The sequence below is a fragment of the Psychrobacillus sp. FSL H8-0483 genome (genome assembly GCF_038637725.1).
GTDB lineage: Bacteria > Bacillota > Bacilli > Bacillales_A > Planococcaceae > Psychrobacillus.
The window spans coordinates 1,746,819-1,769,078 of sequence record NZ_CP152052.1; the positions used below are offsets into that span (position 1 = coordinate 1,746,819).

Genomic DNA, 22,260 nt, shown 5'->3' on the forward strand with positions numbered 1-22,260 from the left:
CAATCGCAGTGTTTTGGAATCGAGGGAATACAATGAGTAATGAATTAGCGAAAGAAGAATCAAAAATAAACGAAGAAATTCATATAACATATTATTTCACCGTAATTTTTACCATAATAGGAACTCTTTTAATCCTATATTTTTTAAGTCATAAAGTGGAGAAGCTAAGTTTATTTATTATTATACTTTCCCTATCAGCGGGAGGATTACCTACTGGAATTATAGGTGCATTTATCGATTACAAAGTTTCGGAATACAAATTGAAAAACAGAAAAGTTATATGATGGAGGAATAGCATTAATAAACTCAAGAATAGTTCTTCTAAATAGAAGGTATCATGAATGATCTAAAAGATATAAAGAGTATTAATGGTAAATTAATACTCTGAAAATTAATCAATCCCAAATATTAGGTCGATGTACTCCAGCTGTTCGTAGGTAGTCTAGCATTTGTCCTGTATGGACAGATTCATGATAAGCTATTCTTAATAACATGTCCCCAAGAATTCTTATATAACCCACATCTGAGCGATCGATTTGAATATTTTTCAAATCATCTTCACTAAATGATTGGATCATCTTCATAAAATTATTTCTATATTCTTGGGCAAACTTGAGTTCCTCTTGAACAGATATTAATTTTCTAGATTCAAAAGGAGAAATAAAGTTGGCGATACTACCTCTATTTTTAACTGCTAAATGATAATAGTATTCGGATTCTAATACATGACGAACCATTTCTAAACAAGAAAGTGCGTTCTCATCTGGTTTCCAATTGTATAATTCCTCGGGAATAGAATCCCAGGCTAGTATACTTCTTCTGCGAATTTCCTCAAAATTAATTATTAATATATCAGTCGAGTTCAAATTCTCCACCTCCTAGAAAACAGAATAACAGAATGCATGTTCTGCATTCAAACGAATTTTAATATTGAAATAAATCCTAATAATTAGACTTTAAAAGACTGGAAATGAGTACATATTCTTTCATTCAGTTTTCATTCATGGTTTTCGTTTTCGCGGAGATACTATTGTTTAAGATGGAGGCTGAACTGGGGTGGGAATATAGATGGATTTTATTTATGCGCAGGAAACTCTTACAACTATTCAATGGATAATGCGGGCGATTGTTTCATTTTCCTTTTTATTATTAGCAACTAAAATTATGGGACGCAGATCAATTGCACAGTTACGGCTAATCGATTTTACGATTGCTTTAGTCCTCGGAAATATTCTGGCACATCCTTTATCAGACGAAGGATTAGGATTAAAGGGATCTCTTATCACAACAAGCGTATTAGTTATTTTATATTTAGCTTGCGTATTTTTAAGTTTAAAATGGAATATATTTAAAAATTGGCTTGAGCCATCTCCTTACACATTAATCAAAAATGGAGAAATTCATTATAATGGCATATCAAAAGCAAGAATAACGGTTGATCATTTGTTATCAGAAGCTAGAAAGGCAAACATCGAAGAAATTCAGAAGGTTGCACTAGCATTATGGGAGCCTGATGGATCGATATCGTTTTTTTTATCTCCCCAATTACAAGCTTTAACCCCAGGGGATATGCAAATGATTAAAAAACCTTTTTATCTTCCGATGACGATTATTAAAGATGGTAAAGTAGATTATAGTCAATTACAGCAGTCGGGAAAAGATATTAGCTGGTTAGAAAATAAAACGTCCATCTTGAATGTTAATATACACGATATTCTTTTAGCAACAGTTGACGAACAGGATGAATTAAAAGTATATTTTTATAAGTAGTTCAGCTTTTTAAATACGTAAAATGAGCTTTGAGAAATGGTTTTTGAAAGTTTTCATGCATACTACTATTCAATTGTGTAGTATTCTTAATAGAATGTGTAAAGGAGTGGAAAAATTGAAATTTTTTAAAGTACTTCTGAGTTTGGTTGTTATTGTCGTGATAATAGGAATTGCTGCATATTATTTTGGACCTAAACTAGTTGCGGACCAAGTAATGGAGAAGGTAGCGGTTGAACTTCAAGATAGTGGTCAGTTGGAAAGTATTAAAGAAGAAATCAATAATGATCCGCAATTACAGGCGTTTATAGAAGAAGGTAAAAATGTAGATAGTAGTAAGCTTCCTTTCCAAACGAAAGAAGAAGCAACTAAGGTTTTATTAAAAAAATTTAATATAAGTGAATTACAAGAAATACAAACAAAAGCCCAAAATGGGATGACTGCTGAAGAAAAACAAGAAATTTTTAATAAGCTCGAAAGTACTTTAACGGAAGAAGAAATGCTTGCGTTGAAGGTCCTTGCTTATAAGGAATTGTCTAAACAGTAGATGTCCTAAATATATGAAAATATTGTTCCACCTGCAGTTTAGGTAAGCACCTTCCGATTAATTGGAAGGTGCTTTTTAGTGTCTGGATAACATGTTGTCATTAAGGGACCAAGACGTGGATTGGAACAAGCACAAATAAAGTCCAACCAGAATATAAATAAAAAATCTGGATTGGGGGAAATCGAATGAAAATAATAACAGATTATGTGGATCTATGTAGAAAAATTGATATGATCGAGACTCAACTATTACAGGTAGATAACGATTTAGATTATTGGTTTGGTAATGGTAAGATTCCTTTTTCACGAACATGTACAGATGATTTAGATGTAAATGCTTCTAAAGGTAACATTTATGATTTACATGATAAAAAACATCGATTTCAAAAGATGCTTTCGTTTTATCTTGATATTAAGGAAGAGAACGAAGATAAAATAAACAAGCTGGAAGGCTTGAATTATCAAATTGCTCGGATGAAGTACATGGAAAACAAAACCTATAAACAAATCGCTGATGAATTGAATATGTCTTATGGTTATATTCGGAGTGCTGCAACAAAAAGGAACTAAACGATAACTTTTAATTGACTATGTTCATGGATTTCAGAATAAACGATCTTTCATAAAATAAGGACACGAAACAAGCACTTTTTTACGCTTGTTTCGTGTCCTTTTATACACTCATCATAAACGATTAGAAGATTTGCTATTAAACATGGTGATTTTATGGATTAGAGCAGTTAAATTAAATGGTTGTTATTTGGTAGAATCCGCTTGCTTTCCGCAGGACTCTACGCGGATTCTACCGCAAATGATATGCAAAAAAACAACAGTGAAATAAAACAGCGCCTATGGATTAGGTAAGTTTGGATGAAAGTACGCTTGAGGTGGATATATTTGGTTATTGTAATGAGTCGTATATTGGGGGTATTGATAAGAAACGGTTTCATTTGCTTTATTGCAGTCCTTGGGAGGACCGATAAAGGTGGAACTCTTAACGGGAGCAATCGCTTTTTTCCATTGGTTTTCATCCATACAATAAGTATATGCCATGACATTAGAGGGTGTTAGAGTTAAAATATCTGAACCTAGAATTACCTCAGGTGTTGATGCATTAAAAATAGCGAGTAGATGTGTATTGTCTATAGTAGCAATTTCATAATGCCACCAGCCTTGAGGAACGTTTGCTACCTGACCTGGTTTAATGGGAAAATTCAGTAATTGCTTTGTAAAAGGGTTCAGTAATGAAACGGTAGCTGCTCCAGAAACACAATACACTAGTTCTGCAGCATTTTGATGGTAATGAGGTTCAATAACATTACCGGTGCTAAGAAAAATATCAAGTAAAGACACATTGTCTAATGTATTTAACTGATTAATACTTAGTATATTAATAAAATTCCGATTATCTTTTTGAACAAGTGGACTGTTATTTACATCAAAAGCGAACTGCGTATTAGGCGAAGTATAAACCATATGAGAGCTCAAGAGTACATCCTTCCTTAACAAATTGTGACGTGCATGATTAGCACATGTTATACAGAATATGTATAAGTTTGCTTTAGTGTGATGAGCCAATTATTGTTCATTTCACATTTCGTTTATGGTATGAAACACAAAAAAGCACCCCGAGAGATGCTTAAGCTAATTGACTAATGCGAAGGATTTATTAAAACCACAAACCTTGTTTTTTTGTGTTATTTCCTTGGTTTTTAAGTTTTTCTAATTCAGTGGTTAAATAATCGATCTGTTTTTGCATATCCGCCTTATCACTTTGTTCTTGCCGCTCGTCTTCTAATGCAAGTATGGCTGCAATAGTGCTAATGGCATCGCCAACTGTAGCTATTGCTGCACCAATGACGGCAAGCTTCGCGGCTTGACTTACATTTTGGGTGTTTTGATCATCATGGCCATTGTTTTTATCATTATTCAAACTAATAGCCCCCAGTACTTAATTTCATTCTTGATTTAGGGTATGCTACATATACATTTTGGTGAAAGTATTTTACACTTTTAATAAGTAGGGTTAGGTCCATAACAAAAGAGATGAAACATATTTTAGTATAAGTGTACTTTCATTTATCTAATATGGAAAATCTTCCATTACAAGTTTTTTGAAATTAACTCAAACAACAACCAAAATTAACAGAGCTATGTAATAAATATCGCGTTAACATCCGAATTATGGCTATTTGCTTTTCATTTATTTAACTTACGGTTTTAAAAACTAACATCAAGAGTTCTAATTACGTGAAATTATATAAAAACATGAGTAGAATATAAAATAGATAACCTGCAATATAAAGGGTAAATGAATTGAACGAAAGTAGGAGAATAGATGAACGCGTACGATGAATACATGAAAGAAATAGTGAAACCGATGAGAAGTGAGTTAACAGATGCTGGATTTAAAGAGTTATTAACTCCTGAGGATGTACAAGACCATATGGCAAATGCAGAGGGTGTTTCTTTAGTTTTAATCAATTCTGTTTGTGGTTGTGCGGCAGGACTAGCGAGACCAGCAGTTATTTCTGCTGTGGATGAATTAGAAGTGAAGCCGGAGAATTTAGTGACGGTATTTGCGGGGCAAGATCAAGAAGCTACTGCAACGATGAGAGAGTATTTTGAGGATGTTCCTCCAAGTTCACCTTCTATTGCTATCTGGAAAGATGGGCAATTGGCTTATTTCATTCCTAGAGAACAAATCGAAAGTAATTCGATGGAGACAATTAAAGATCATCTTGCAGGTGTTCTTTCGCAAATTGTTTCTGCATGAAAACAATTGTTACTACTGCAGGGAGAACAAACGAAGAGTACATTGAAAAAGCAAAAAAAACTGCAAGTGAGTTATGTATAGCATACGTGACTAGACAGAAGAAATCTGTTCAAAAAATGCAACAAGAGCAAAATGCTCACGTATTAGTCGTTAGTAAGGAGAGGTTAGAACTGTACAAATACGGTTCTTCTGCTCCTTTTTTCTTTCATCCCAATTCTGCGGCTTTTCGGATGAAACGTTTATTAAATGGAGAACAAGACTTATTTCTAGAAGCTGTGGGTTTAGCAAAAGGAGACCGTTTTTTAGATACGACTGCAGGTTTATGCTCAGACAGTTTAATCGCTGCGTATGCAGTGGGGGATAAGGGCGTTGTCGATGCCTGCGAAAAAGATCAGATGATTGCGTACGTTGTAGGGCAAGGGTTACAAACGTATGAAACAGAAATTGCAGATTTACAGAAGAGTATGCGTAGAATTTATTTAATCAAACAAGATGCAGTAGACTATTTAAAAAGCGTGGACTCCGGCTCTTATGACGTCGTCTATATCGATCCGATGTTTGAAGAAGTGATTGTAGAGTCTTCTAATTTTCAATCACTTAGAGAAGCGGGTGTGCATGAATCGTTATCGGATGAATGGGTGGAAGAAGCAAAACGCGTTGCAAGGAAAAGGGTAGTGTTAAAGGCTCATTTCCGCTCGTCTCTTTTTGAGAAATTCGGGTTTCAACAACAAACGAGATTAACTTCAAAATTTCATTATGGTATTATTAAGAAATAAAAAAAAGCTGTCAATAACGACAGCTTTTAGCTAGGAAATACAGTTGAATTTAGTTTGTGAAGTTTAGAGATGTTAAATATCCTAATAAAAATAAAAATCCGATACCAATGATTAATTCTACGCCCATGTGATTTTCCTCCTTAAGTTAAAAAAGCTACTGAATGTTTACACTTTTTATTGTACAATGAATACATAGAAGATGAAACCTTTTGTTCATGAAATACGTTTAAGTTTATAGTAAGCTTAACTAAATTGGTCGAAATTGAAGGTGATAAAAGATGAAGAAGTGGTTCCAAAAAACAATCATTATAGCGGTTGCTTTATTAACCTTTGGGCTTATATCTCCAAACCATTTTATTTGGGAACAATTATTAGATAACAAAACTCCAACGAAATCGATTTCGTCGGATGCAAATACGACCGAATTTCAAAAAGTAAGTCTTATTGATACTCTAGACCCAGTTGAAAGTATTTCCATGGCAGCTCGAGAGCAATCTTACATAAAATTTGGAAATAGGATTGGTCCAGTTATTCAAAATGAATTTGATGATGTTATCTTCCCAAGAATACAAGAAGCAATTGATGCAACAGTTGCTAAAGTTGAGGGAGACCAAGCTTCTAATTTATCTATTACGGAGCAACCATCAGGTGAGTATCATGAAAAGATATTTCATATCTACAACGAAACGACCAAAGAAGATTTAATCAGATTCCACGTAAGAACGGATAAAAAACCGCAAGACGGGTTTTATTTTAATTTTCATTATCACATAGCAGAAGATAAATACGCAAAACATTATGCTTTAGGCGAGATTTTCTGGTCCAAAAATACACCGCCAAAATGGCTCTCCTAGTTGAGGGCTTTTTTGTATGAGCGAATAGAAGGAGAATGACAGTGGAACAATACTTAACGTTATGTAAACATATTATGGATAATGGTGTAGTGAAAGGGGATCGTACTGGAACAGGAACGAAGAGTGTCTTTGGATATCAAATGCGTTTTGATTTAGAAAAAGGATTTCCTTTACTTACGACAAAAAAGACAGCATTTCGTTTAGTTGTTAGTGAATTATTATGGTTCTTAAAAGGGGATACAAACGTAAAAACCTTAATTGAAGCAAACAATCATATTTGGAACGAATGGGCGTTTGAAAAATGGGTGAAAAGTGACCAATATACGGGACCTGATATGACCAACTTTGGTGTGCGTGCAGCAAATGATCCTGCGTTTAAGGCAGTAGTGGATGCCCAAATGGATATTTTCTGCTCAACTATATTGTCTGATGATTCATTTGCCAAGGAATTTGGTGATCTAGGACCTGTATATGGTAGACAATGGAGATCATGGCCAGACAAAGACGGAGGGACGATTGATCAGTTGCAAAATCTCATTGATCAAATCAAGAAAAATCCTAATTCTAGAAGACATATTATTACGGCATGGAATCCTGCAGAAGTAGACGAAATGGCTTTACCACCATGCCATAGCTTTATGCAATTCTACGTGGCAAATGGGAAGTTATCTTGTCAACTATACCAACGAAGTGCGGATGTCTTTTTAGGAGTGCCTTTTAATATTGCTTCCTATGCGCTTCTGACGCATTTAATCGCTAAAGAATGTCAGTTAGAAGTTGGAGAGTTTGTCCATACTCTTGGTGATGCACATATCTATTCAAATCATATGGAGCAAGTGGAAACGCAATTAACTCGATCTCCACGTCCATTACCTACCATTTTATTATCTTCAGAGAAAGCGTCTATATTTGACTTTGAGATATCGGATATTTCGTTGGTAGGGTATGACCCTCATCCAAGAATTAAAGCTCCGATTGCGGTATAATATAGAAACATAGGAGGCGTCACATGATTTCATTAATCGTTGCACATGATACAAATTCCGTTATTGGACTTGACAATAAAATGCCTTGGCATATACCAGGTGACCTTGCTTATTTTAAAGAAAAAACAATGAATAAAGCAATTGTCATGGGAAGAAAAACGTATGAATCTATCGGTCGAGTATTGCCAGGACGAAAAAATATTATTGTTACTAGAAACCCTTCTTATAAAGTGGAAGGAGCAGAAGTAGTTACTAATCTCGTCGATGCAATTGCACTTGCAGAAGCTCACCATGAGGAAGTAATGATCATTGGTGGAGAACAAATATTTCGAGAGGTGTTGCCGAATGCTGATCGACTGTACATCACATTAATTCAACATGTATTTAATGGTGATACATATTTTCCAACATACAGTGATGATGACTGGGTGCTCGTAGAAACAACAGAAGAAATGAAGACACCAGAAGGTCATATATATGTGTATTTGGTTTTTGATAGAAAAGTTAGTGAATAGGTTGTTCTTTACTCAATTTGTTGATTGAAGCGGCAGATAAGACATCACAAATAGTACGTGAGCTGTGGTGATGGCTTATCGCTCACTCCGCGGAATGTGTCCGCATATAGCAGAAATCAAGCGATATAACGAGCTTGTACATACAGTCCCGCAATAATGGGCTGCGGGCATTTAAAAAGAACAAAGAGCACTTTTACATTGGAAGGTGTGGAGCTTATTCCAATCGCGATCTTTGGCACATCTGACATTTTGAAAAAAAAATAACAAAATTCGCTCTGGGTATGTTCAAATAAGTATTTTGCCTTCATATAGTATAGGAAGCATACAAATGAATGACGCAAAAATAGTTCTAGAAGAATTGACAACAAGTATTACTCATAAGATTAAGGAAATGAAAACTGTAAGCAAATAGTTTACAGAATAATGTACTTCTTCTTATAATAGAACTATTGAGGAAGGAAGAGATATATCGTGCCTAAAGTTCACATAGTAACAGATTCTACAGCATACATAACAAAAGAGCTGATGGAACAGTTTAATATACACGTTGTACCTTTGACAATTCAAATTGATGGAGAGTCATATATAGATGGAATTAATATTCAGCCTGAAGAGTTTTTAGAAAAAATGGCTGTATCAATAGAATTACCAAAATCATCTCAACCCGCAGTTGGTGTATTCAAAGAGTTGTACGATAGATTAGGTGAAAATGGAGATCAGGTCATTTCTATTCATATGACTGGTGGCATGAGTGGGACAGTAAAATCTGCACAGACAGCTGCTGGAATGACAGATTCAGATGTTACGGTGTTTGATTCTAGATTTATATCTTTTGCTCTTTCTTTCCAAGTAGAGGAAGCAGCAAGAATGGCTGCGAAAGGTGAAACGAAAGAAGCGATTATGGAAAAACTTGCAGATATTCGTTCGAATACTAATTTATTTGTAGTAGTAGATACACTAGAAAATTTAGTGAAAGGCGGACGCATTGGTAAAGGAAAAGCTATGATTGGTTCATTACTTTCCATTAAGCCAATCGCTAGCCTTGAAGGTGGAGAGTACACACCGGTTGCAAAAGTACGTAGCCATAAACAAGTCGTTAACTACTTGTATAATCAATTCTTAGAAGATACAAAAGGGAAAATTGTTAAAGCAGTCGGGATTGCTCATGCAAATGGACTCTCGATGGCTACTCCATTAATGAAATTAATAGAAGAATCGGGTTTTAAACATACTCAAGTTTCCTTTACATCGCCTGTAATTAGTACTCATACAGGTCCTGGTGCAATAGGATTTATGTATATGACAGACTAGTGTAGAGGCAGGGAAGATAATAATTCCCTGCTTTGTTTTATAGATAAGGAGTTAACGATGAAATATTTAATAAGTCTTTTATGTATTTTGTTTCTTTCCGGTTGTGTATCCAATGAAATGAAAGAAGTTAGTTTTTCAGAAAGAGAAGCGGTCCTTTTCGAAGAGTATGTAATTCCCTTTTCTTTTTTTCCGAGAACAATTGAACTAGTTGGACTTGGAGATTCGTTAACGCAAGGGGTAGGGGACGAATTAAAAAGAGATGGTTATATCGGGCGATTACAAAAAGAAATTTTACAATATAAAGGAATAGAAGGTGTAGTATTAACCAATACTGCAAAAAGAGGTCGGCGAAGCGATCAACTGTTGAAAATGCTTAAAGATGGGGACATAGATCATCAAATTCGAAAGGCCAGCGTCATTGTATTAACAATTGGCGGTAATGATATGATGAAAGTTGTCAAGAAAGATTTGTTTGATTTACGAGTAGAAGCTTTTGAAAAGGAATTGGAGAAGTTTGAACGTAATTATGATCATATATTAGAGGAAATTCGAGAGATTAATAGCATTGCCCCTATTGTTCTTCTTGGTATTTATAATCCTATTACCATTGTGACAGATGAGAAGAGTGAGTTCGATCAAATAGTATCTGATTGGAATAATACCATTGAATCAGTTGCATACAGTGATGGAAATGCTTGTTTTGTTCCAATAGATAAATTGTTTATTTCCAATGATAATTTAGTTTATCATACGGATTTTTTCCATCCAAATAGTAAAGGCTATCAATTGATTAATGAAGCTGTGATGGATTCATTACAAGATTGTGGTTTGATTGATGTGCAAAATAGGGAATTGTTGTTTTGAGGAGTTGGTGAGATGAATAAGTGGAAGATTGCATTCTTTTTATTAATATTAATACTTATCGGAAGCGCAAGTGCGCTCGTTTACTGGATAACAGCTCCATCTGAATCGGTGAAAGTCGAACCTATGAAGGCTAATCCAACAGGTAATGTGTTGACAGTAAATGCTACAAAAGAAGATTTTCAAGGAATTGCAAATACATTTATTGAAAAAGCTATGGATGATAAACCACTTCCACTGCAATTATTAGTAGATGACCAAATAGTGTTAACATCGGAGTTAACCATCTTCTCGTTAACTTTACCAGTCAAAATGTATTTTGAGCCTTTTGTTGAAGAAGACGGGAATATTCGGTTGGAGCAATCTTCCCTTGAAGTAGGTCAATTACAACTTCCTCCTGAAACAGTGTTAAAGTTATTAAAGGATTCGATTGACTTACCTCCATGGATGATTGTAATGCCAGAAGAAGAACAAGTCCTGATCCAATTAGCGAATATACCAATGACTTCTGGATTTCGTGTTCGAGCTAAAGAGTTGAATTTAGTGGAAGATAGAATAATATTAGAGATAATCATACCATCAAAGTGAGGGGATAAAATGGAAAAGGCAACTTTTGCAGGAGGATGTTTTTGGTGCATGGTAAAACCCTTTGATTCTTATGAAGGAATTGAAAAAGTAGAATCGGGTTATACAGGTGGACATGTTGCTAACCCAACTTATGAACAGGTTTGTTCCAATGCAACAGGCCATTATGAGGCAGTTCAAATTACATTTGATCCAGAGAAGTTTTCATACGATCGTTTGTTAGATATTTTCTGGGTAAATATCGACCCGACAGATGAGCAAGGGCAATTTTTTGACCGTGGTTCATCTTATCAAACTGCCATTTTTTATCATTCAGAAGAACAACGAGAGAAAGCGGAGAATTCAAAAGCTACGTTGGATGCATCAGGGAAATTCAATGTGAAAATAGCAACGCAAATATTACCATCATCTGAATTCTATGCTGCGGAAGAATATCATCAAGATTATTATAAGAAAAATCCTGCACATTATAAAAGATACTTCGTTGGATCAGGAAGAGCTGCATTTGTAGAGAAAAGTAGGGGGTTTCAAAATGAAAGATAAACTAACTGACATGCAATATTATGTCACACAACAAAATGGAACAGAGCCACCATTTCAAAATGAGTATGATAAGCATTTTGAAGAGGGAATTTATGTGGATGTTGTATCTGGTAAACCGTTATTTCATTCAAAGGATAAGTATGATGCAGGCTGTGGTTGGCCGAGCTTTACTAGACCTATTGAAGAACATGAAGTGACAGAGCATTTTGATGATACACACGGAATGAGACGGGTAGAAGTTAGAAGTAAAACAGCGAACTCTCATTTAGGACATGTTTTTCCAGACGGTCCTAAAGAAGAAACTGGCCTTCGATATTGTATCAATTCTGCATCGATGCGTTTTGTATCAAAGGATAAGCTTGTAGAAGAAGGCTATGAAGATTACGTAAAACTATTTTAAGTTACATAATAAAAGCACGGAAGAGGACTTTCCCTCTACCGTGCTTTTTTATTACAGAATTTAAGTTTTTCTCTATCAAAGCAAATACATATTACAACAGAAAAATAAGAAGTATTTAGCTTACCTAGCATGACAGGAGCTCCGGATATTGTATCTTCGGGAGCTAAATTTACGAATAGGAAAGTATTCATTCTTTCATTATACAGGACAGCACTTGCACTTTTTACAATTTAAACTCATTCACTACTTTTCTAAGTTCATCAGCTTGATTAGAAAGTTCAACAGCTGATGCATTAATTTCTTGCATTGCAGCGGAACCTTGTTGGGCTGCAGCTGCGGAAGTTTCCGTGTTCGAAGCAGTGTTTTCTGCAATTTGTGTTACTTCAATGAAAGATGCAGCAACTTCTTGACTAAAGCCGAGAGTATCTCCAATTTGTTTCACCATTTTATCAATAATCGCAATTGTTTCATTGGTTTGTTTCACAATTTGCTCGAGCGAAGCGTTTGTTTCGTTCGCGACTTCAACACCTTTAATCACATTTTCTACGCCTTCATGATTTTGCTTCACGATGGATGTAACTTCTGTTTGAATAGAAGTGACGATGCCTGTAACTTCTTTCGCAGCATTTTGTGATTGTTCCGCAAGCTTTCTAACCTCGTCTGCGACTACTGCAAAACCTCTCCCATGTTCTCCAGCACGAGCAGCTTCAATTGCTGCGTTTAATGCTAAAAGGTTTGTTTGTTCAGCAATTGTAGTAATAGTTTTAATAATGGAAGTAATTTCATACGATTTAGTTCCTAATGCTTCTACCGTTTGGGTCGTGTTTGCCATTGTTTCCTCAATGCTCATCATTACGTTTGATGAGTGCTGAACAGATTCTCCACCTTTTCGAGCAGCTTCTATCATGTGGTCTGTTGCCTCTTTAACTGCCTGTGCGTCATTATTTAAATATCTGGTTGCTTCTTCCAGTGAGTTCATTTTTTGAATAGCAACTGTCATACTTCGCATAGTTTGTTCACTACCAGCAGCAATTTCATTTGTAGAGTCTGCTATGGACTGGATTGTTACTGCTGTTTCATCTGAAGAAGCCATAAGCTCCTGTCCACTTGCAGTTACGTTTTCAGTTAGTACACTTACTCGTTTCACTAAGTCAGCAATTGAGGCGATTAAAACGTTTGTACTGACTGCAATCTCAGCGAATTCATCTTTAGATCGAACTTTCACTCGTCTAGTTAAATCTCCGCCTGCTTGTGCAATGTCTAATATAGAGCGATTGATTGCGTAAGTACTTCGTTTAATGGAATTAAATAAGTATATTCCAAAAGTTAATGTTAATGCTACGGAGAATACAGTTAGGGCAATAAATAAGTACAATGAGGTGCTATTTTCTTTCTTTAACAATGCAATTTGCTCTGCATTCTTTTCCGCTAATAGTGCATTCATTGCTTCAATCTGGACATCCATATGGTTCATTGCGGTTTTACCATTTCCTGCATTTACTAATTTTTGAGCAGCTTCTATTCCCTGATCTTCACGCATTTTAACAACACGTTCAGAGTACTGAAGATAAGTGGTAAAAAACTGATTGATAGATTGAATTTTTTTTAATTCTTCCGGGCGACCTTTATAAGTAGTTTGTAATTCTTTAAAGTGGGTTATGATTCTATCTTTATAATGTCTGTAATTTGTCATATAATTTGATTTACCTGTTATGATATAACTCTGTTCAACATTTGCAAGTTGTGAGATTTCTGTTGATAATTGATTGACCATCATTTGTTCTTTAATATCGACATTTATGAACTTTTCCAATGCTTGCTGGGAAGAAAACATCTTTCCAGAAGTTAATACTAGCATTGAAATTAAAATAACAATAAGTACTGAAAAAATTAAGAGAACTCGTCCACGAATGGAGTTCAAAATATTCGTTTTGGATGTTGTGGACATTTTATTGTCTTTCTTCTTACTCTTTTTAAGGAAGGAAAAAGAAGGGGTTTTTTTAGGGAAATCCATTTTCTTTTTCTTGTTTTTTCCGCTTTTCAACAAATTTAACAACCCTTTCTATATTTATGATTTTTTCTTAATATTTTTAATCTTACTTGTTTTAGATTAAATTATCTACACATTTTTGAATTTTCTAAGTCTTCATGACTAAAGGAGGAAAAAAACTATGAATCAATCGTTTTATTTATTTGCATTAAAGTTCCGTGGAGGACAAAAGAAGGATAAAAAGGCACAATTCGCGGACAATATGTTTCATCTACATGATTTTCCAAAAGCAGAAACATCTTTTCATGTTCTTTCCCAATATATTGAAGAATTAGCCCATCCAGATATGCCTGCGATTGTTTTTGATGAAATTTGGGAACTGTACATGGAACATGGGAAGTAGCATCATCATTGCTATTTTGCCGAAAAAATTGTATTATTAATAAGATAAGTTTTAGAAATGAGGGTAATTAAATGAGTATACACATTAGTGCTAAAAAAGGTGAAATTGCGGACACAATATTACTTCCAGGAGATCCACTTCGTGCGAAATATATTGCAGAAAATTTCTTAGAAGATGTTGTACAATATAACGAGGTTCGTAATATGTTTGGTTACACTGGTACATATAAAGGGAAGAGAATTTCTGTCCAAGGTACTGGAATGGGTGTTCCTTCGATATCTATCTATGTTCATGAGTTAATGAACGACTATGATGTGCAAAAATTAATCCGTGTTGGTACTTGTGGGGCTATTCAAAAAGACGTAAAAGTACGTGACGTAATTCTTGCACAAAGTGCTTCAACTGATTCAAGCTTAAATAAAGTATTATTGGATGACCTTAGTTTTGCTCCAACCTCAGACTTCGATTTATTGTATAAAGCATACAATGCAGGTAAAGAAGCGGGGCTAAACCTAAAAGTAGGGAACGTATTCACTGCAGATTTATTCTACAATGAAAATGCTCAAAATGAAAAATGGGCTAGCTACGGAATTCTTGCAGTTGAAATGGAGACCGCTGCATTGTATACATTAGCAGCTAAATTTGGACGCAAGGCACTATCTATATTAACTGTTAGCGATCACATTATTACTGGTGAGGCAACTTCCTCTGAAGAGCGTCAAACAACTTTTAATGACATGATCGTTGTTGCACTAGAAGCAGCTATCCAAGAATAAAAAAGTTAGCATGAAAGAACCAATGTCTAAATAGACTGTCATATAGATGACAGTCTATTTTTGAAAGAAGCTAAGTGTGAAAAGGGTGAAGATTTTGGACGAACAAAAGCATAATAATGAAGAGGTAGAAACTACTGATTCAAGACCAGCCTCACGTTATATTAAGATAAAGCCGTTTATTTTTCTATTAATGATTTTTGCCCTAGTAGTAGCTACGGCAGCTATTACGATGATATCTTTAACTTGGGGAGACGAAAAGATAGTAGATGTTACAAATACTAATACAAACGCAGAGCGATCTGAGTTCTCTAAGTTATATATGGCCTATGATAAACTAGAAGCAGAATACTATGAAGCTATAGATGAAGAAGCTATTATAAATGGTGCAATTAATGGAATGATTGATGCATTAGAAGATCCTTATTCTGATTATATGAACCAAGATGAAGCTTCTCAGTTCAATGAAAGTATTTCTTCTAGTTTCCAAGGAATTGGAGCTGAAATCCAAGAACGAGATGGTGTAATTACAGTAGTATCTCCTATTAAAAACTCTCCAGCTGAAAAGGCGGGGTTATTACCGAACGATAAGATAATGTCTGTTGATGGAAAAGATATTCAGGGCTTTAGCGCGTCAGAAGCAGTCTTATTAATTCGAGGAAATAAAGGTACAGAGGTTACCTTATCTATTAAACGTGGTAATAACGCTTTAATGGAAGTAACTATTATTCGTGACGATATTCCAATTGAAACCGTTTATGCTGAAATGCTTGAGGATAAAGTTGCTCACATAATCATTTCAAGTTTTTCACAGAATACGTATGACGAACTATTAGCAGCCATAGATGAAATGGAAAGCAAAGGTATGAAAGCATTAGTTCTGGATGTTAGACAAAATCCAGGTGGGCTTCTCAATTCAGCTATTGATATTTCTAACTTATTTGTAGAAGATGGTAAAACGATTCTGCAAGTGGAGGATAAGGGAGAAAAAGAGGTTTATCCTGCTTCACCAGGTCCTCGTGTGAATGTACCTGTGACGTTAATTATAGATGAAGGAAGCGCTTCTGCTTCTGAAATATTAGCAGGTGCTTTAAGCGAATCAGCTAATGTCCCATTAGTTGGATTAAATTCATTTGGTAAAGGTACAGTACAAACAGTGAATGATCTGCCAGATGGCTCGAATATTAAAATTACAACTGCTAAGTGGTTAACTCCTGATGGAAACTGGATTCATGAGAAAGGTATTGTTCCTGATTATGTTGTGGAATATCCTTCCTATGCGACTTTAACGCCGTTAGATCCTACCGTTACTTTAAAAGAGAATCAATCTTCTGAAGCTGTACAAAATGCGAAAGAGATGCTTAAAGCGATTGGTTACGAAGTAGGAGAAGTGGATGTAAATTTTGATGCGCAAATGACAGCGGCAGTTAAAAAATTCCAAACTGATAACGAGTTAGAAGCTACTGGTGAGTTGTCTGGGGACACCTCATTCATTCTGATGGATAAACTTCGTGAAAAAATTCTAAAAGAAGATCCACAATTAGTAAAAGCACAAGAAGTCGTAAAAGAGTTATTAAATAAGTAGTTCTGATAAATACGCTGTAATTTTTTAGAAGTATATATTTTCTTCTATAACAACATGATCGTTTAACAGAGCCAAATAAATAAAAATACGAAGAGCTGGCCGATATGGTCAGCTTTTTCCACATGAATAAAAGGAGTTAAAGTCGATGAAAGATGTATATTTATTAAGTGGTTTCTTAGGAAGTGGAAAAACTTCTTTATTATCAAATATGATTGAACAATTTAAAGCAGATGGTATAAAGCCAGCAGTTATTATGAATGAATTAGGGAAGCTACCATTCGATAGTAGAGCTGTAGATAGTGATGTACCATTAAAAGAGATGCTAGAAGGCTGTATTTGCTGCACAGGTTCAGAAAAAATGGAAGCGCAGCTGCAGATGCTATTAGAAGGTGAACCTTTTGATGTTTTATTAATAGAAACAACTGGAGCAGCTCATCCAGTGGAAGCGATGGATGCTGTATTTTCTCCTTTGTTTGCAAGTAAATTAAATATGAAGGGGATTATTACAGTAGCAGATTGTAAGAGATGGTTGGACCGCGACAAAATGACGCCTCAAACTAGAATGCTGTTCACAGAGCAAATAAGACATGCTCACTTAATAATAGCAAACAAAGTAGATTTATTAACTGAATCAGAAATTGCAACCGTTACCATGCAAATTCAAGCACTTAATAATAATGCGTCGATCATACAAACTTCCAATAGTAAAATACCTCTCAAGCTAATAACACAACTGGAAGCAACCTTTCATGAAAAAGAAGTACAAGAAGCGGCTATAGGAAAACAGCTCTCACTATCTTCTCGACTACATACGTTTAAAGAAGCAGTCGATCAAGAAGAATTTGAGGAATGGGTAAAAGGCCTTCCTGACACTGTGTATCGAATGAAAGGGTATGTTCCGCTGAAGGGCCATAAGAATCCATATCTATTTCAGTACGCATATGGGATGGTACAATGGCTACCAGAATATATGAAGATGCCTTCTCAAATTGTGATTATCGGGGATCAAGTAGATAAAGTAGAAATAATCAGAGGTACGTCAAATGATTGAAGCATTTAGACTATTGTATAAAGACAGAAAGTCAATGGATGCAATTCAAACAATAGAAGCTATACGTACTGTAATCAAATCAGAGCTATTAGATGAATTTACTCACCCAAGAGCAAGGCAATCTATTGAAAAAAAGTATGCCCTTGCTCAAGAGCGAATTAAAAATAGCAACTTATCGATAAATCAAAAACAAATGATTTTAGACGCCTATTTTGATGAATATACAAAACTGTCAACAGAGTATGAGATCTAATATTTATGCATAGTGGTTATGTTATCCAATAATCGGTTGTGGAAGATGCGTTACTATCAATAAAATCGATCGAAATGGTCGTTAAGGAATATTTTATGGAATTTTTTCTTCTAATTTTGTGTTTACAATAGGGGGGCACAACAGAAGGAGGAAAATGAAAATGATTAAAAAACATTCAATCATGGTTGGATTACTTGCAGGTGGCTTATTACTTTCTACAAATACAGCTGAAGCATCGATGACAACTGGAAATTCACAAACTACTTCCGAGGCAAATACATCCGTTAATTATCAATGGCAGTCTCCGTATAAAGTTATAAATAATTACAATTTAAATAACTTAGATATTCAAAATCTTATCAATGAGAGTTTAACGACTCTAAAACCGATTATAATGAAAGAACTACAAGGAGCACAGAAATCTATCGACACTGAGAAAGTCCAAGAGTATAAGAAGCCAGTAAAAACAGAAAAAGCACCAGTAGTTAAAAAACCGGTAGAAAAAGAAAAAGCACCTATAGTTGAAAAACCAGTAGCAGAAAAACCAGCTACTCCTGTAACACCGCCAGTAGTGAAGGAACCAGTAAAAGAAAACAATGAAGCGGTAAAAGTTTCTTCAGTAATCCAACAAGTAGTCGACTTAACAAACCAAGAACGTGCAAAAGCTGGATTAAAACCATTACAATTGGATACAAAGCTTACACAATCTGCACAAGCAAAATCTCAAGATATGAAGGATAAAAACTATTTCGATCATACGAGTCCAACATACGGATCACCATTTGACCAAATGAAAGCATTTGGAGTTACGTATAGTTCAGCGGCAGAAAATATCGCTATGGGACAACGTAGTGCAACTGAAGTAATGAATGCTTGGATGACATCACCAGGACATAAAGCAAACATAATGAATCCATCATATACACATATCGGAGTAGGTTTATCGGATAGTGGATATTACTGGACACAACAATTTATCGGTAAATAATATAGTAAATAGCCTATCTAGATTTTTTAACTAGATAGGCTATTTTTATTATTAAGGCTTAAGAGAAGCGCATAGCACTCTTTAGTTGCAAAAGCTGTTCACAGACGTTTCTGGGTAGCTCTGGAATGGATTTTAGTCACATCAAAACAGCACTAATCTGTTGCCTAAAGTTGCAGGAAGGCGACAGAAGGATAAAAGCCACTAGATTACCGAAAAAGGAGAGAGGGCTTTCCAATAGCTCATAAATTGAAGCAGGTGTAGAAAAACGAGTCTTTTTCTACATCTGTTTTTTGTAGGCAATTGATTGTAGTGAAAGACAGCGGGAACAGCAGATGTTTTCTGCACCGAAAGCGAAGCGGCATGTGTGAGCTGAAGGCACCGCAGGAGCGAACAAAGTTACAAGGGCTAAGAACGCCACATACAATGGAAGGCAATCTAAGTTCGCCGCGTCCTGCTCCTGCGCAAAGCTCGTCGCAAAAGTTCTGTGCTCCTGCGCAAAGCTCGTCGCAAAAGTTCTGTGCTCCTGCGCAAAGCTCGTCGCAAAAGAACTTTTGCGGCAACGATTGCATGACCCACATCCTGTGGGCCTCAACGCCTTTGTGACCAACATCGTGTTGGTCTGAGGAGACTGAAGCCATTCCTCGGAAAGCGTCCGTCTGGAACTAAAATCAAAACATAGAAAAAGGGGACCATCTCTCAGTCAATGTATGACTTTAGGGACAGCCCTCTCTTCTAAAAATCGCACGGTAGTCTTGCTAGCAGGTCTTACGCGGAAATCGAGCGGATTTTCGGCAGGTAACAACATAATCGTTTAACAAAGCCTTTTTTATCTGTATATCTATGAAAATACAAAACTGTCAACAGAGTTTGATATCTAATATCTAAGCAGAATGGTTATGATCTCCAATAATCGTTTGTTAAATATACGTTTATATCAATATATTCATTCGAAATGGTCGTAATGGGATATTTTATGGAAATTTTTCTTCTAATTTTATGTTTACAATAGGGGTGCACAAAAGAAGGAGGAAATGAAAATGAACAAAAAACATACGATAATAGCTGGAATACTTGCAGGTGGCTTATTTCTCTCCACTAATACAGCAGATGCAGCTTCTATGGCACCAAGTAATTCAAATACTACTTCTGAGGCAAATACATCCGTTATTTATCAAGGGCAGTCTCCGTATAAAGTTATAAATAATTACAATTTAAATAACATAGATATTCAAAATCTCATCAATGAGAGCTTAACGACTCTAAAACCTATTATTATGAAAGAACTACAAGGAGCTCAGAAATCTATCGACACTGAGAAAGTCCAAGAGTATAAGAAACCAGTAAAAACAGAAAAAGCACCAGTAGTTAAAAAACCGGTAGAAAAAGAAAAAGAAAAAGCACCAGTAGCAGAAAAACCAGTAGCAGAAAAACCATCTACTCCAGCTACTCCTGTAACACCGCCAGTAGTGAAGGAACCAGTAAAAGAAAACAATGAAGCGGTAAAAGTTTCTTCAGTTATCCAACAAGTAGTAGACTTAACAAACCAAGAGCGTGCGAAAGCTGGATTAAAACCATTACAATTGGATACAAAGCTTACACAATCTGCACAAGCAAAATCTCAAGATATGAAGGATAAAAACTATTTCGATCATACGAGTCCAACATACGGATCACCTTTTGACCAAATGAAAGCATTTGGAGTTACGTATAGTTCAGCGGCAGAAAATATCGCTATGGGACAACGTAGTGCAACTGAAGTAATGAATGCTTGGATGACATCACCAGGACATAAAGCAAATATTATGAATCCATCATATACACATATCGGAGTAGGTTTATCTGATAGTGGATACTACTGGACACAACAATTTATCGGTAAATAATAGTGAAAAGTCATATCAAGTTTTATACTTGACATGACTTTTCTTCTTTTATTCATCTCCAAATGATTTAGCAATTTTACGTTGTAAATAGAAAAGACGAGTACCAAGCGTCAACGCTCCTAAAGTGAGTCCTACTATTAATCCAATCCAGTATCCAAACCGCTCAAAAGATGTATATGTAGCAATTAAATAACCAGTTGGTAAACCAATTATCCAATACGAAATAATTGCCATGATGAACGTAATTGTTACATCTTTATATCCTCGTAATGCTCCTTGTACAGGTGCTTGAATAGCATCTGATAACTGGAACAATGCTGCAAAGAAGAAAAACTCAACGGTTAAAGTGATGACATATGGATCGTCCGTATATAAAGAGGCAATAGGTTCCCTAAGCAATAAAAGAATGGACGAAGAAATAAAGCTAAAAAATACTGCTGATCCGACACTTAACCAACTATAAGTCTTTGCGTCATTATAGCGTTTTGCTCCTATTGCATGTCCAACTAAAATAGTTGCACCCATGGATATACTTAACGGAACCATATAAAGCAAGGAAGTGAAATTCATTGCAATTTGATGGGCTGAAATAACTTCCGTAGAATAGGTACTCATGAGAATTGTAACTGCAGAGAAAATGGTAGTTTCCGCAAAAAGAGATAATCCAATCGGTAAACCAATCTTTGTTAATACGCCGAATTTGGAAAGGGAAGGCTTGCTCCAACCTTTAAATATAGATAGTTCCACGAATGGCCTTTTCCGAGCAACAATTATAACGGCGATGACTAAAATGAACCAATAGGTGAGAGCAGAACCAAGACCTGCACCGACTCCTCCAAGAGCCGGAAAACCAAATTTACCATAAATAAATACATAATTTAGGAAAATATTAATAGGTACAGATAATAACGTAATAAACATCGAAACCCTTGTTCGTGCTAAAGCATCAATAAACGATCTGAGTACACTATATAGAAATAAAGGAATTAGACCAATACACATCATGTATAAATATTTCTTCGCTACAATGCGTACACTATCTTCAAGAGGTATAAGATGTAAAACAGGATCAATTAGAAAAACAATACCAATAAATACGAGAAAAGCTAATAATAGTGCAATATAAAATCCTTGTTGAACAAAAGTACGTACATCTTCCTTCTTTTTTGCACCGATTAATTGTGCTACAATTGGCGTAATGCCTATTAAAATACCGGTTAGTCCAGTATAAACAGGCACCCAAATAGATGAACCAATAGAAACACCTGCTAAATGATCAATACTATATTTGCTCGTCATTAAGATATCAAAAAAGGTCATTAAATAGAGCGCAACCTGTGTGATTAAAATGGGTGCTACAATTTTAATCATATACTTGCTTTTTTCTGGGAGTGTTTTCGTTTCGTGCATTTGG

Annotated in this window: 26 protein-coding genes; 21 read left to right on the forward strand and 5 right to left on the reverse strand. The window is 35.4% G+C overall.

From position 1 onward, the window contains the following. Positions 1 to 32 precede the first annotated feature (32 nt). A complete protein-coding gene (locus MHB48_RS08180; protein WP_342600979.1) occupies positions 33 to 284 on the forward strand; it encodes a hypothetical protein in 252 nt (83 codons plus the stop codon). 111 nt (positions 285 to 395) lie between these two features. On the opposite strand, the gene MHB48_RS08185 is transcribed toward MHB48_RS08180, so the two are convergent. Beyond that, complete coding sequence (locus MHB48_RS08185; RefSeq protein ID WP_342600980.1) at positions 396 to 866, reverse strand: DinB family protein; 471 nt, start codon at positions 864 to 866, stop codon at positions 396 to 398. Positions 867 to 1,068: 202 nt separating this feature from the next. On the opposite strand from MHB48_RS08185, the gene MHB48_RS08190 reads away from it, so the two are divergent. From MHB48_RS08190 to MHB48_RS08200, 3 genes are all read left to right on the forward strand, one after another. Continuing rightward, the gene (locus MHB48_RS08190; protein ID WP_342600981.1) at positions 1,069 to 1,770 is read left to right on the forward strand and encodes a DUF421 domain-containing protein; all 702 of its coding nucleotides are present in this window, start codon (positions 1,069 to 1,071) and stop codon (positions 1,768 to 1,770) included. Between the two features lie 106 nt (positions 1,771 to 1,876). After that, the gene (locus MHB48_RS08195) at positions 1,877 to 2,314 is read left to right on the forward strand and encodes a hypothetical protein (RefSeq protein ID WP_342600982.1); all 438 of its coding nucleotides are present in this window, start codon (positions 1,877 to 1,879) and stop codon (positions 2,312 to 2,314) included. Between the two features lie 185 nt (positions 2,315 to 2,499). Further along, positions 2,500 to 2,883, forward strand: coding sequence for a hypothetical protein (locus tag MHB48_RS08200; protein WP_342600983.1), 384 nt, complete (start codon positions 2,500 to 2,502; stop codon positions 2,881 to 2,883). A gap of 279 nt (positions 2,884 to 3,162) precedes the next feature. Here the strand turns inward: MHB48_RS08200 and MHB48_RS08205 are convergent, their stop codons facing one another. Next, positions 3,163 to 3,801, reverse strand: coding sequence for a cupin domain-containing protein (locus tag MHB48_RS08205; protein ID WP_342600984.1), 639 nt, complete (start codon positions 3,799 to 3,801; stop codon positions 3,163 to 3,165). 181 nt (positions 3,802 to 3,982) lie between these two features. Continuing rightward, a complete protein-coding gene (locus tag MHB48_RS08210) occupies positions 3,983 to 4,246 on the reverse strand; it encodes a hypothetical protein (RefSeq protein WP_342600985.1) in 264 nt (87 codons plus the stop codon). Positions 4,247 to 4,651: 405 nt separating this feature from the next. Here MHB48_RS08210 and MHB48_RS08215 point away from each other — a divergent pair, with 405 nt between their 5' ends. From MHB48_RS08215 to msrB, 10 genes are all read left to right on the forward strand, one after another. Continuing rightward, complete coding sequence (locus MHB48_RS08215; RefSeq protein WP_340919886.1) at positions 4,652 to 5,089, forward strand: BrxA/BrxB family bacilliredoxin; 438 nt, start codon at positions 4,652 to 4,654, stop codon at positions 5,087 to 5,089. Continuing rightward, the gene (locus MHB48_RS08220; protein WP_342600986.1) at positions 5,086 to 5,865 is read left to right on the forward strand and encodes a class I SAM-dependent methyltransferase; all 780 of its coding nucleotides are present in this window, start codon (positions 5,086 to 5,088) and stop codon (positions 5,863 to 5,865) included. Before MHB48_RS08215 ends, MHB48_RS08220 begins: the two co-directional genes overlap by 4 nt. Positions 5,866 to 6,143: 278 nt before the next feature. Further along, on the forward strand, positions 6,144 to 6,719 hold the full coding sequence (locus tag MHB48_RS08225) for a YpjP family protein (protein ID WP_342600987.1): 576 nt from the start codon (positions 6,144 to 6,146) through the stop codon (positions 6,717 to 6,719). Positions 6,720 to 6,754: 35 nt separating this feature from the next. Then, positions 6,755 to 7,705, forward strand: coding sequence for a thymidylate synthase (locus MHB48_RS08230; protein ID WP_342600988.1), 951 nt, complete (start codon positions 6,755 to 6,757; stop codon positions 7,703 to 7,705). Positions 7,706 to 7,728: 23 nt separating this feature from the next. Next, entirely contained in the window at positions 7,729 to 8,220 is a 492-nt protein-coding gene (locus MHB48_RS08235) for a dihydrofolate reductase (protein WP_342600989.1), read from the forward strand. Positions 8,221 to 8,691: 471 nt separating this feature from the next. After that, a complete protein-coding gene (locus MHB48_RS08240) occupies positions 8,692 to 9,531 on the forward strand; it encodes a DegV family protein (RefSeq protein ID WP_342600990.1) in 840 nt (279 codons plus the stop codon). Positions 9,532 to 9,588: 57 nt separating this feature from the next. Beyond that, positions 9,589 to 10,395: a GDSL-type esterase/lipase family protein gene (locus tag MHB48_RS08245; protein ID WP_342600991.1), complete on the forward strand. Its 807-nt coding sequence runs from the start codon at positions 9,589 to 9,591 to the stop codon at positions 10,393 to 10,395. A gap of 12 nt (positions 10,396 to 10,407) precedes the next feature. Continuing rightward, complete coding sequence (locus tag MHB48_RS08250; protein ID WP_342600992.1) at positions 10,408 to 10,980, forward strand: YpmS family protein; 573 nt, start codon at positions 10,408 to 10,410, stop codon at positions 10,978 to 10,980. 48 nt (positions 10,981 to 11,028) lie between these two features. Beyond that, positions 11,029 to 11,520: a peptide-methionine (S)-S-oxide reductase MsrA gene (gene msrA, locus MHB48_RS08255; protein ID WP_342600993.1), complete on the forward strand. Its 492-nt coding sequence runs from the start codon at positions 11,029 to 11,031 to the stop codon at positions 11,518 to 11,520. Beyond that, positions 11,510 to 11,920, forward strand: a complete 411-nt coding sequence (gene msrB / locus MHB48_RS08260; protein WP_342600994.1) for a peptide-methionine (R)-S-oxide reductase MsrB — start codon at positions 11,510 to 11,512, stop codon at positions 11,918 to 11,920. Before msrA ends, msrB begins: the two co-directional genes overlap by 11 nt. 223 nt (positions 11,921 to 12,143) lie before the next feature. Here the strand turns inward: msrB and MHB48_RS08265 are convergent, their stop codons facing one another. Further along, a complete protein-coding gene (locus MHB48_RS08265) occupies positions 12,144 to 13,868 on the reverse strand; it encodes a methyl-accepting chemotaxis protein (protein ID WP_342600995.1) in 1,725 nt (574 codons plus the stop codon). Positions 13,869 to 14,091: 223 nt separating this feature from the next. On the opposite strand from MHB48_RS08265, the gene MHB48_RS08270 reads away from it, so the two are divergent. The 7 genes from MHB48_RS08270 (at position 14,092) to MHB48_RS08300 (ending at position 20,846) form a co-directional block, all read left to right on the forward strand. Continuing rightward, the gene (locus MHB48_RS08270; RefSeq protein WP_342600996.1) at positions 14,092 to 14,313 is read left to right on the forward strand and encodes a YozE family protein; all 222 of its coding nucleotides are present in this window, start codon (positions 14,092 to 14,094) and stop codon (positions 14,311 to 14,313) included. 71 nt (positions 14,314 to 14,384) lie between these two features. Beyond that, a complete protein-coding gene (gene deoD, locus MHB48_RS08275) occupies positions 14,385 to 15,089 on the forward strand; it encodes a purine-nucleoside phosphorylase (protein ID WP_342600997.1) in 705 nt (234 codons plus the stop codon). Positions 15,090 to 15,183: 94 nt separating this feature from the next. Further along, positions 15,184 to 16,671 carry a S41 family peptidase gene (locus MHB48_RS08280; RefSeq protein WP_342600998.1) on the forward strand — a complete coding sequence of 496 codons (1,488 nt, stop codon included), beginning with the start codon at positions 15,184 to 15,186 and terminating at the stop codon, positions 16,669 to 16,671. Positions 16,672 to 16,816: 145 nt separating this feature from the next. After that, a complete protein-coding gene (locus tag MHB48_RS08285; RefSeq protein ID WP_342600999.1) occupies positions 16,817 to 17,722 on the forward strand; it encodes a GTP-binding protein in 906 nt (301 codons plus the stop codon). Next, entirely contained in the window at positions 17,715 to 17,975 is a 261-nt protein-coding gene (locus tag MHB48_RS08290) for a hypothetical protein (RefSeq protein ID WP_342601000.1), read from the forward strand. The genes MHB48_RS08285 and MHB48_RS08290 overlap by 8 nt, the downstream gene beginning before the upstream one ends. Before the next feature lie 163 nt (positions 17,976 to 18,138). Next, positions 18,139 to 18,963: a CAP domain-containing protein gene (locus MHB48_RS08295; protein ID WP_342601337.1), complete on the forward strand. Its 825-nt coding sequence runs from the start codon at positions 18,139 to 18,141 to the stop codon at positions 18,961 to 18,963. 1,037 nt (positions 18,964 to 20,000) lie between these two features. Next, on the forward strand, positions 20,001 to 20,846 hold the full coding sequence (locus MHB48_RS08300) for a CAP domain-containing protein (protein ID WP_342601001.1): 846 nt from the start codon (positions 20,001 to 20,003) through the stop codon (positions 20,844 to 20,846). Between the two features lie 48 nt (positions 20,847 to 20,894). Here MHB48_RS08300 and MHB48_RS08305 read toward each other — a convergent pair whose 3' ends face one another. After that, the gene (locus tag MHB48_RS08305; RefSeq protein WP_342601002.1) at positions 20,895 to 22,256 is read right to left on the reverse strand and encodes an MATE family efflux transporter; all 1,362 of its coding nucleotides are present in this window, start codon (positions 22,254 to 22,256) and stop codon (positions 20,895 to 20,897) included. Positions 22,257 to 22,260 lie beyond the last annotated feature (4 nt).

Excerpts from the sequence above, each read along its gene's own strand:
- MHB48_RS08180 (WP_342600979.1), top strand. The coding sequence starts at position 33 with ATGAGTAATGAATTAGCGAAAGAAGAATCAAAAATAAACGAAGAAATT.
- MHB48_RS08190 (WP_342600981.1), top strand. The coding sequence starts at position 1,069 with ATGGATTTTATTTATGCGCAGGAAACTCTTACAACTATTCAATGGATA.
- MHB48_RS08200 (WP_342600983.1), top strand. The coding sequence starts at position 2,500 with ATGAAAATAATAACAGATTATGTGGATCTATGTAGAAAAATTGATATG.
- MHB48_RS08215 (WP_340919886.1), top strand. The coding sequence starts at position 4,652 with ATGAACGCGTACGATGAATACATGAAAGAAATAGTGAAACCGATGAGA.
- MHB48_RS08220 (WP_342600986.1), top strand. The coding sequence starts at position 5,086 with ATGAAAACAATTGTTACTACTGCAGGGAGAACAAACGAAGAGTACATT.
- MHB48_RS08225 (WP_342600987.1), top strand. The coding sequence starts at position 6,144 with ATGAAGAAGTGGTTCCAAAAAACAATCATTATAGCGGTTGCTTTATTA.
- MHB48_RS08230 (WP_342600988.1), top strand. The coding sequence starts at position 6,755 with ATGACAGTGGAACAATACTTAACGTTATGTAAACATATTATGGATAAT.
- MHB48_RS08235 (WP_342600989.1), top strand. The coding sequence starts at position 7,729 with ATGATTTCATTAATCGTTGCACATGATACAAATTCCGTTATTGGACTT.
- MHB48_RS08245 (WP_342600991.1), top strand. The coding sequence starts at position 9,589 with ATGAAATATTTAATAAGTCTTTTATGTATTTTGTTTCTTTCCGGTTGT.
- MHB48_RS08250 (WP_342600992.1), top strand. The coding sequence starts at position 10,408 with ATGAATAAGTGGAAGATTGCATTCTTTTTATTAATATTAATACTTATC.
- msrA (WP_342600993.1), top strand. The coding sequence starts at position 11,029 with ATGGTAAAACCCTTTGATTCTTATGAAGGAATTGAAAAAGTAGAATCG.
- msrB (WP_342600994.1), top strand. The coding sequence starts at position 11,510 with ATGAAAGATAAACTAACTGACATGCAATATTATGTCACACAACAAAAT.
- MHB48_RS08265 (WP_342600995.1), bottom strand. The coding sequence starts at position 13,868 with ATGTCCACAACATCCAAAACGAATATTTTGAACTCCATTCGTGGACGA.
- MHB48_RS08270 (WP_342600996.1), top strand. The coding sequence starts at position 14,092 with ATGAATCAATCGTTTTATTTATTTGCATTAAAGTTCCGTGGAGGACAA.
- deoD (WP_342600997.1), top strand. The coding sequence starts at position 14,385 with ATGAGTATACACATTAGTGCTAAAAAAGGTGAAATTGCGGACACAATA.
- MHB48_RS08285 (WP_342600999.1), top strand. The coding sequence starts at position 16,817 with ATGAAAGATGTATATTTATTAAGTGGTTTCTTAGGAAGTGGAAAAACT.
- MHB48_RS08290 (WP_342601000.1), top strand. The coding sequence starts at position 17,715 with ATGATTGAAGCATTTAGACTATTGTATAAAGACAGAAAGTCAATGGAT.
- MHB48_RS08300 (WP_342601001.1), top strand. The coding sequence starts at position 20,001 with ATGAACAAAAAACATACGATAATAGCTGGAATACTTGCAGGTGGCTTA.
- MHB48_RS08305 (WP_342601002.1), bottom strand. The coding sequence starts at position 22,256 with ATGCACGAAACGAAAACACTCCCAGAAAAAAGCAAGTATATGATTAAA.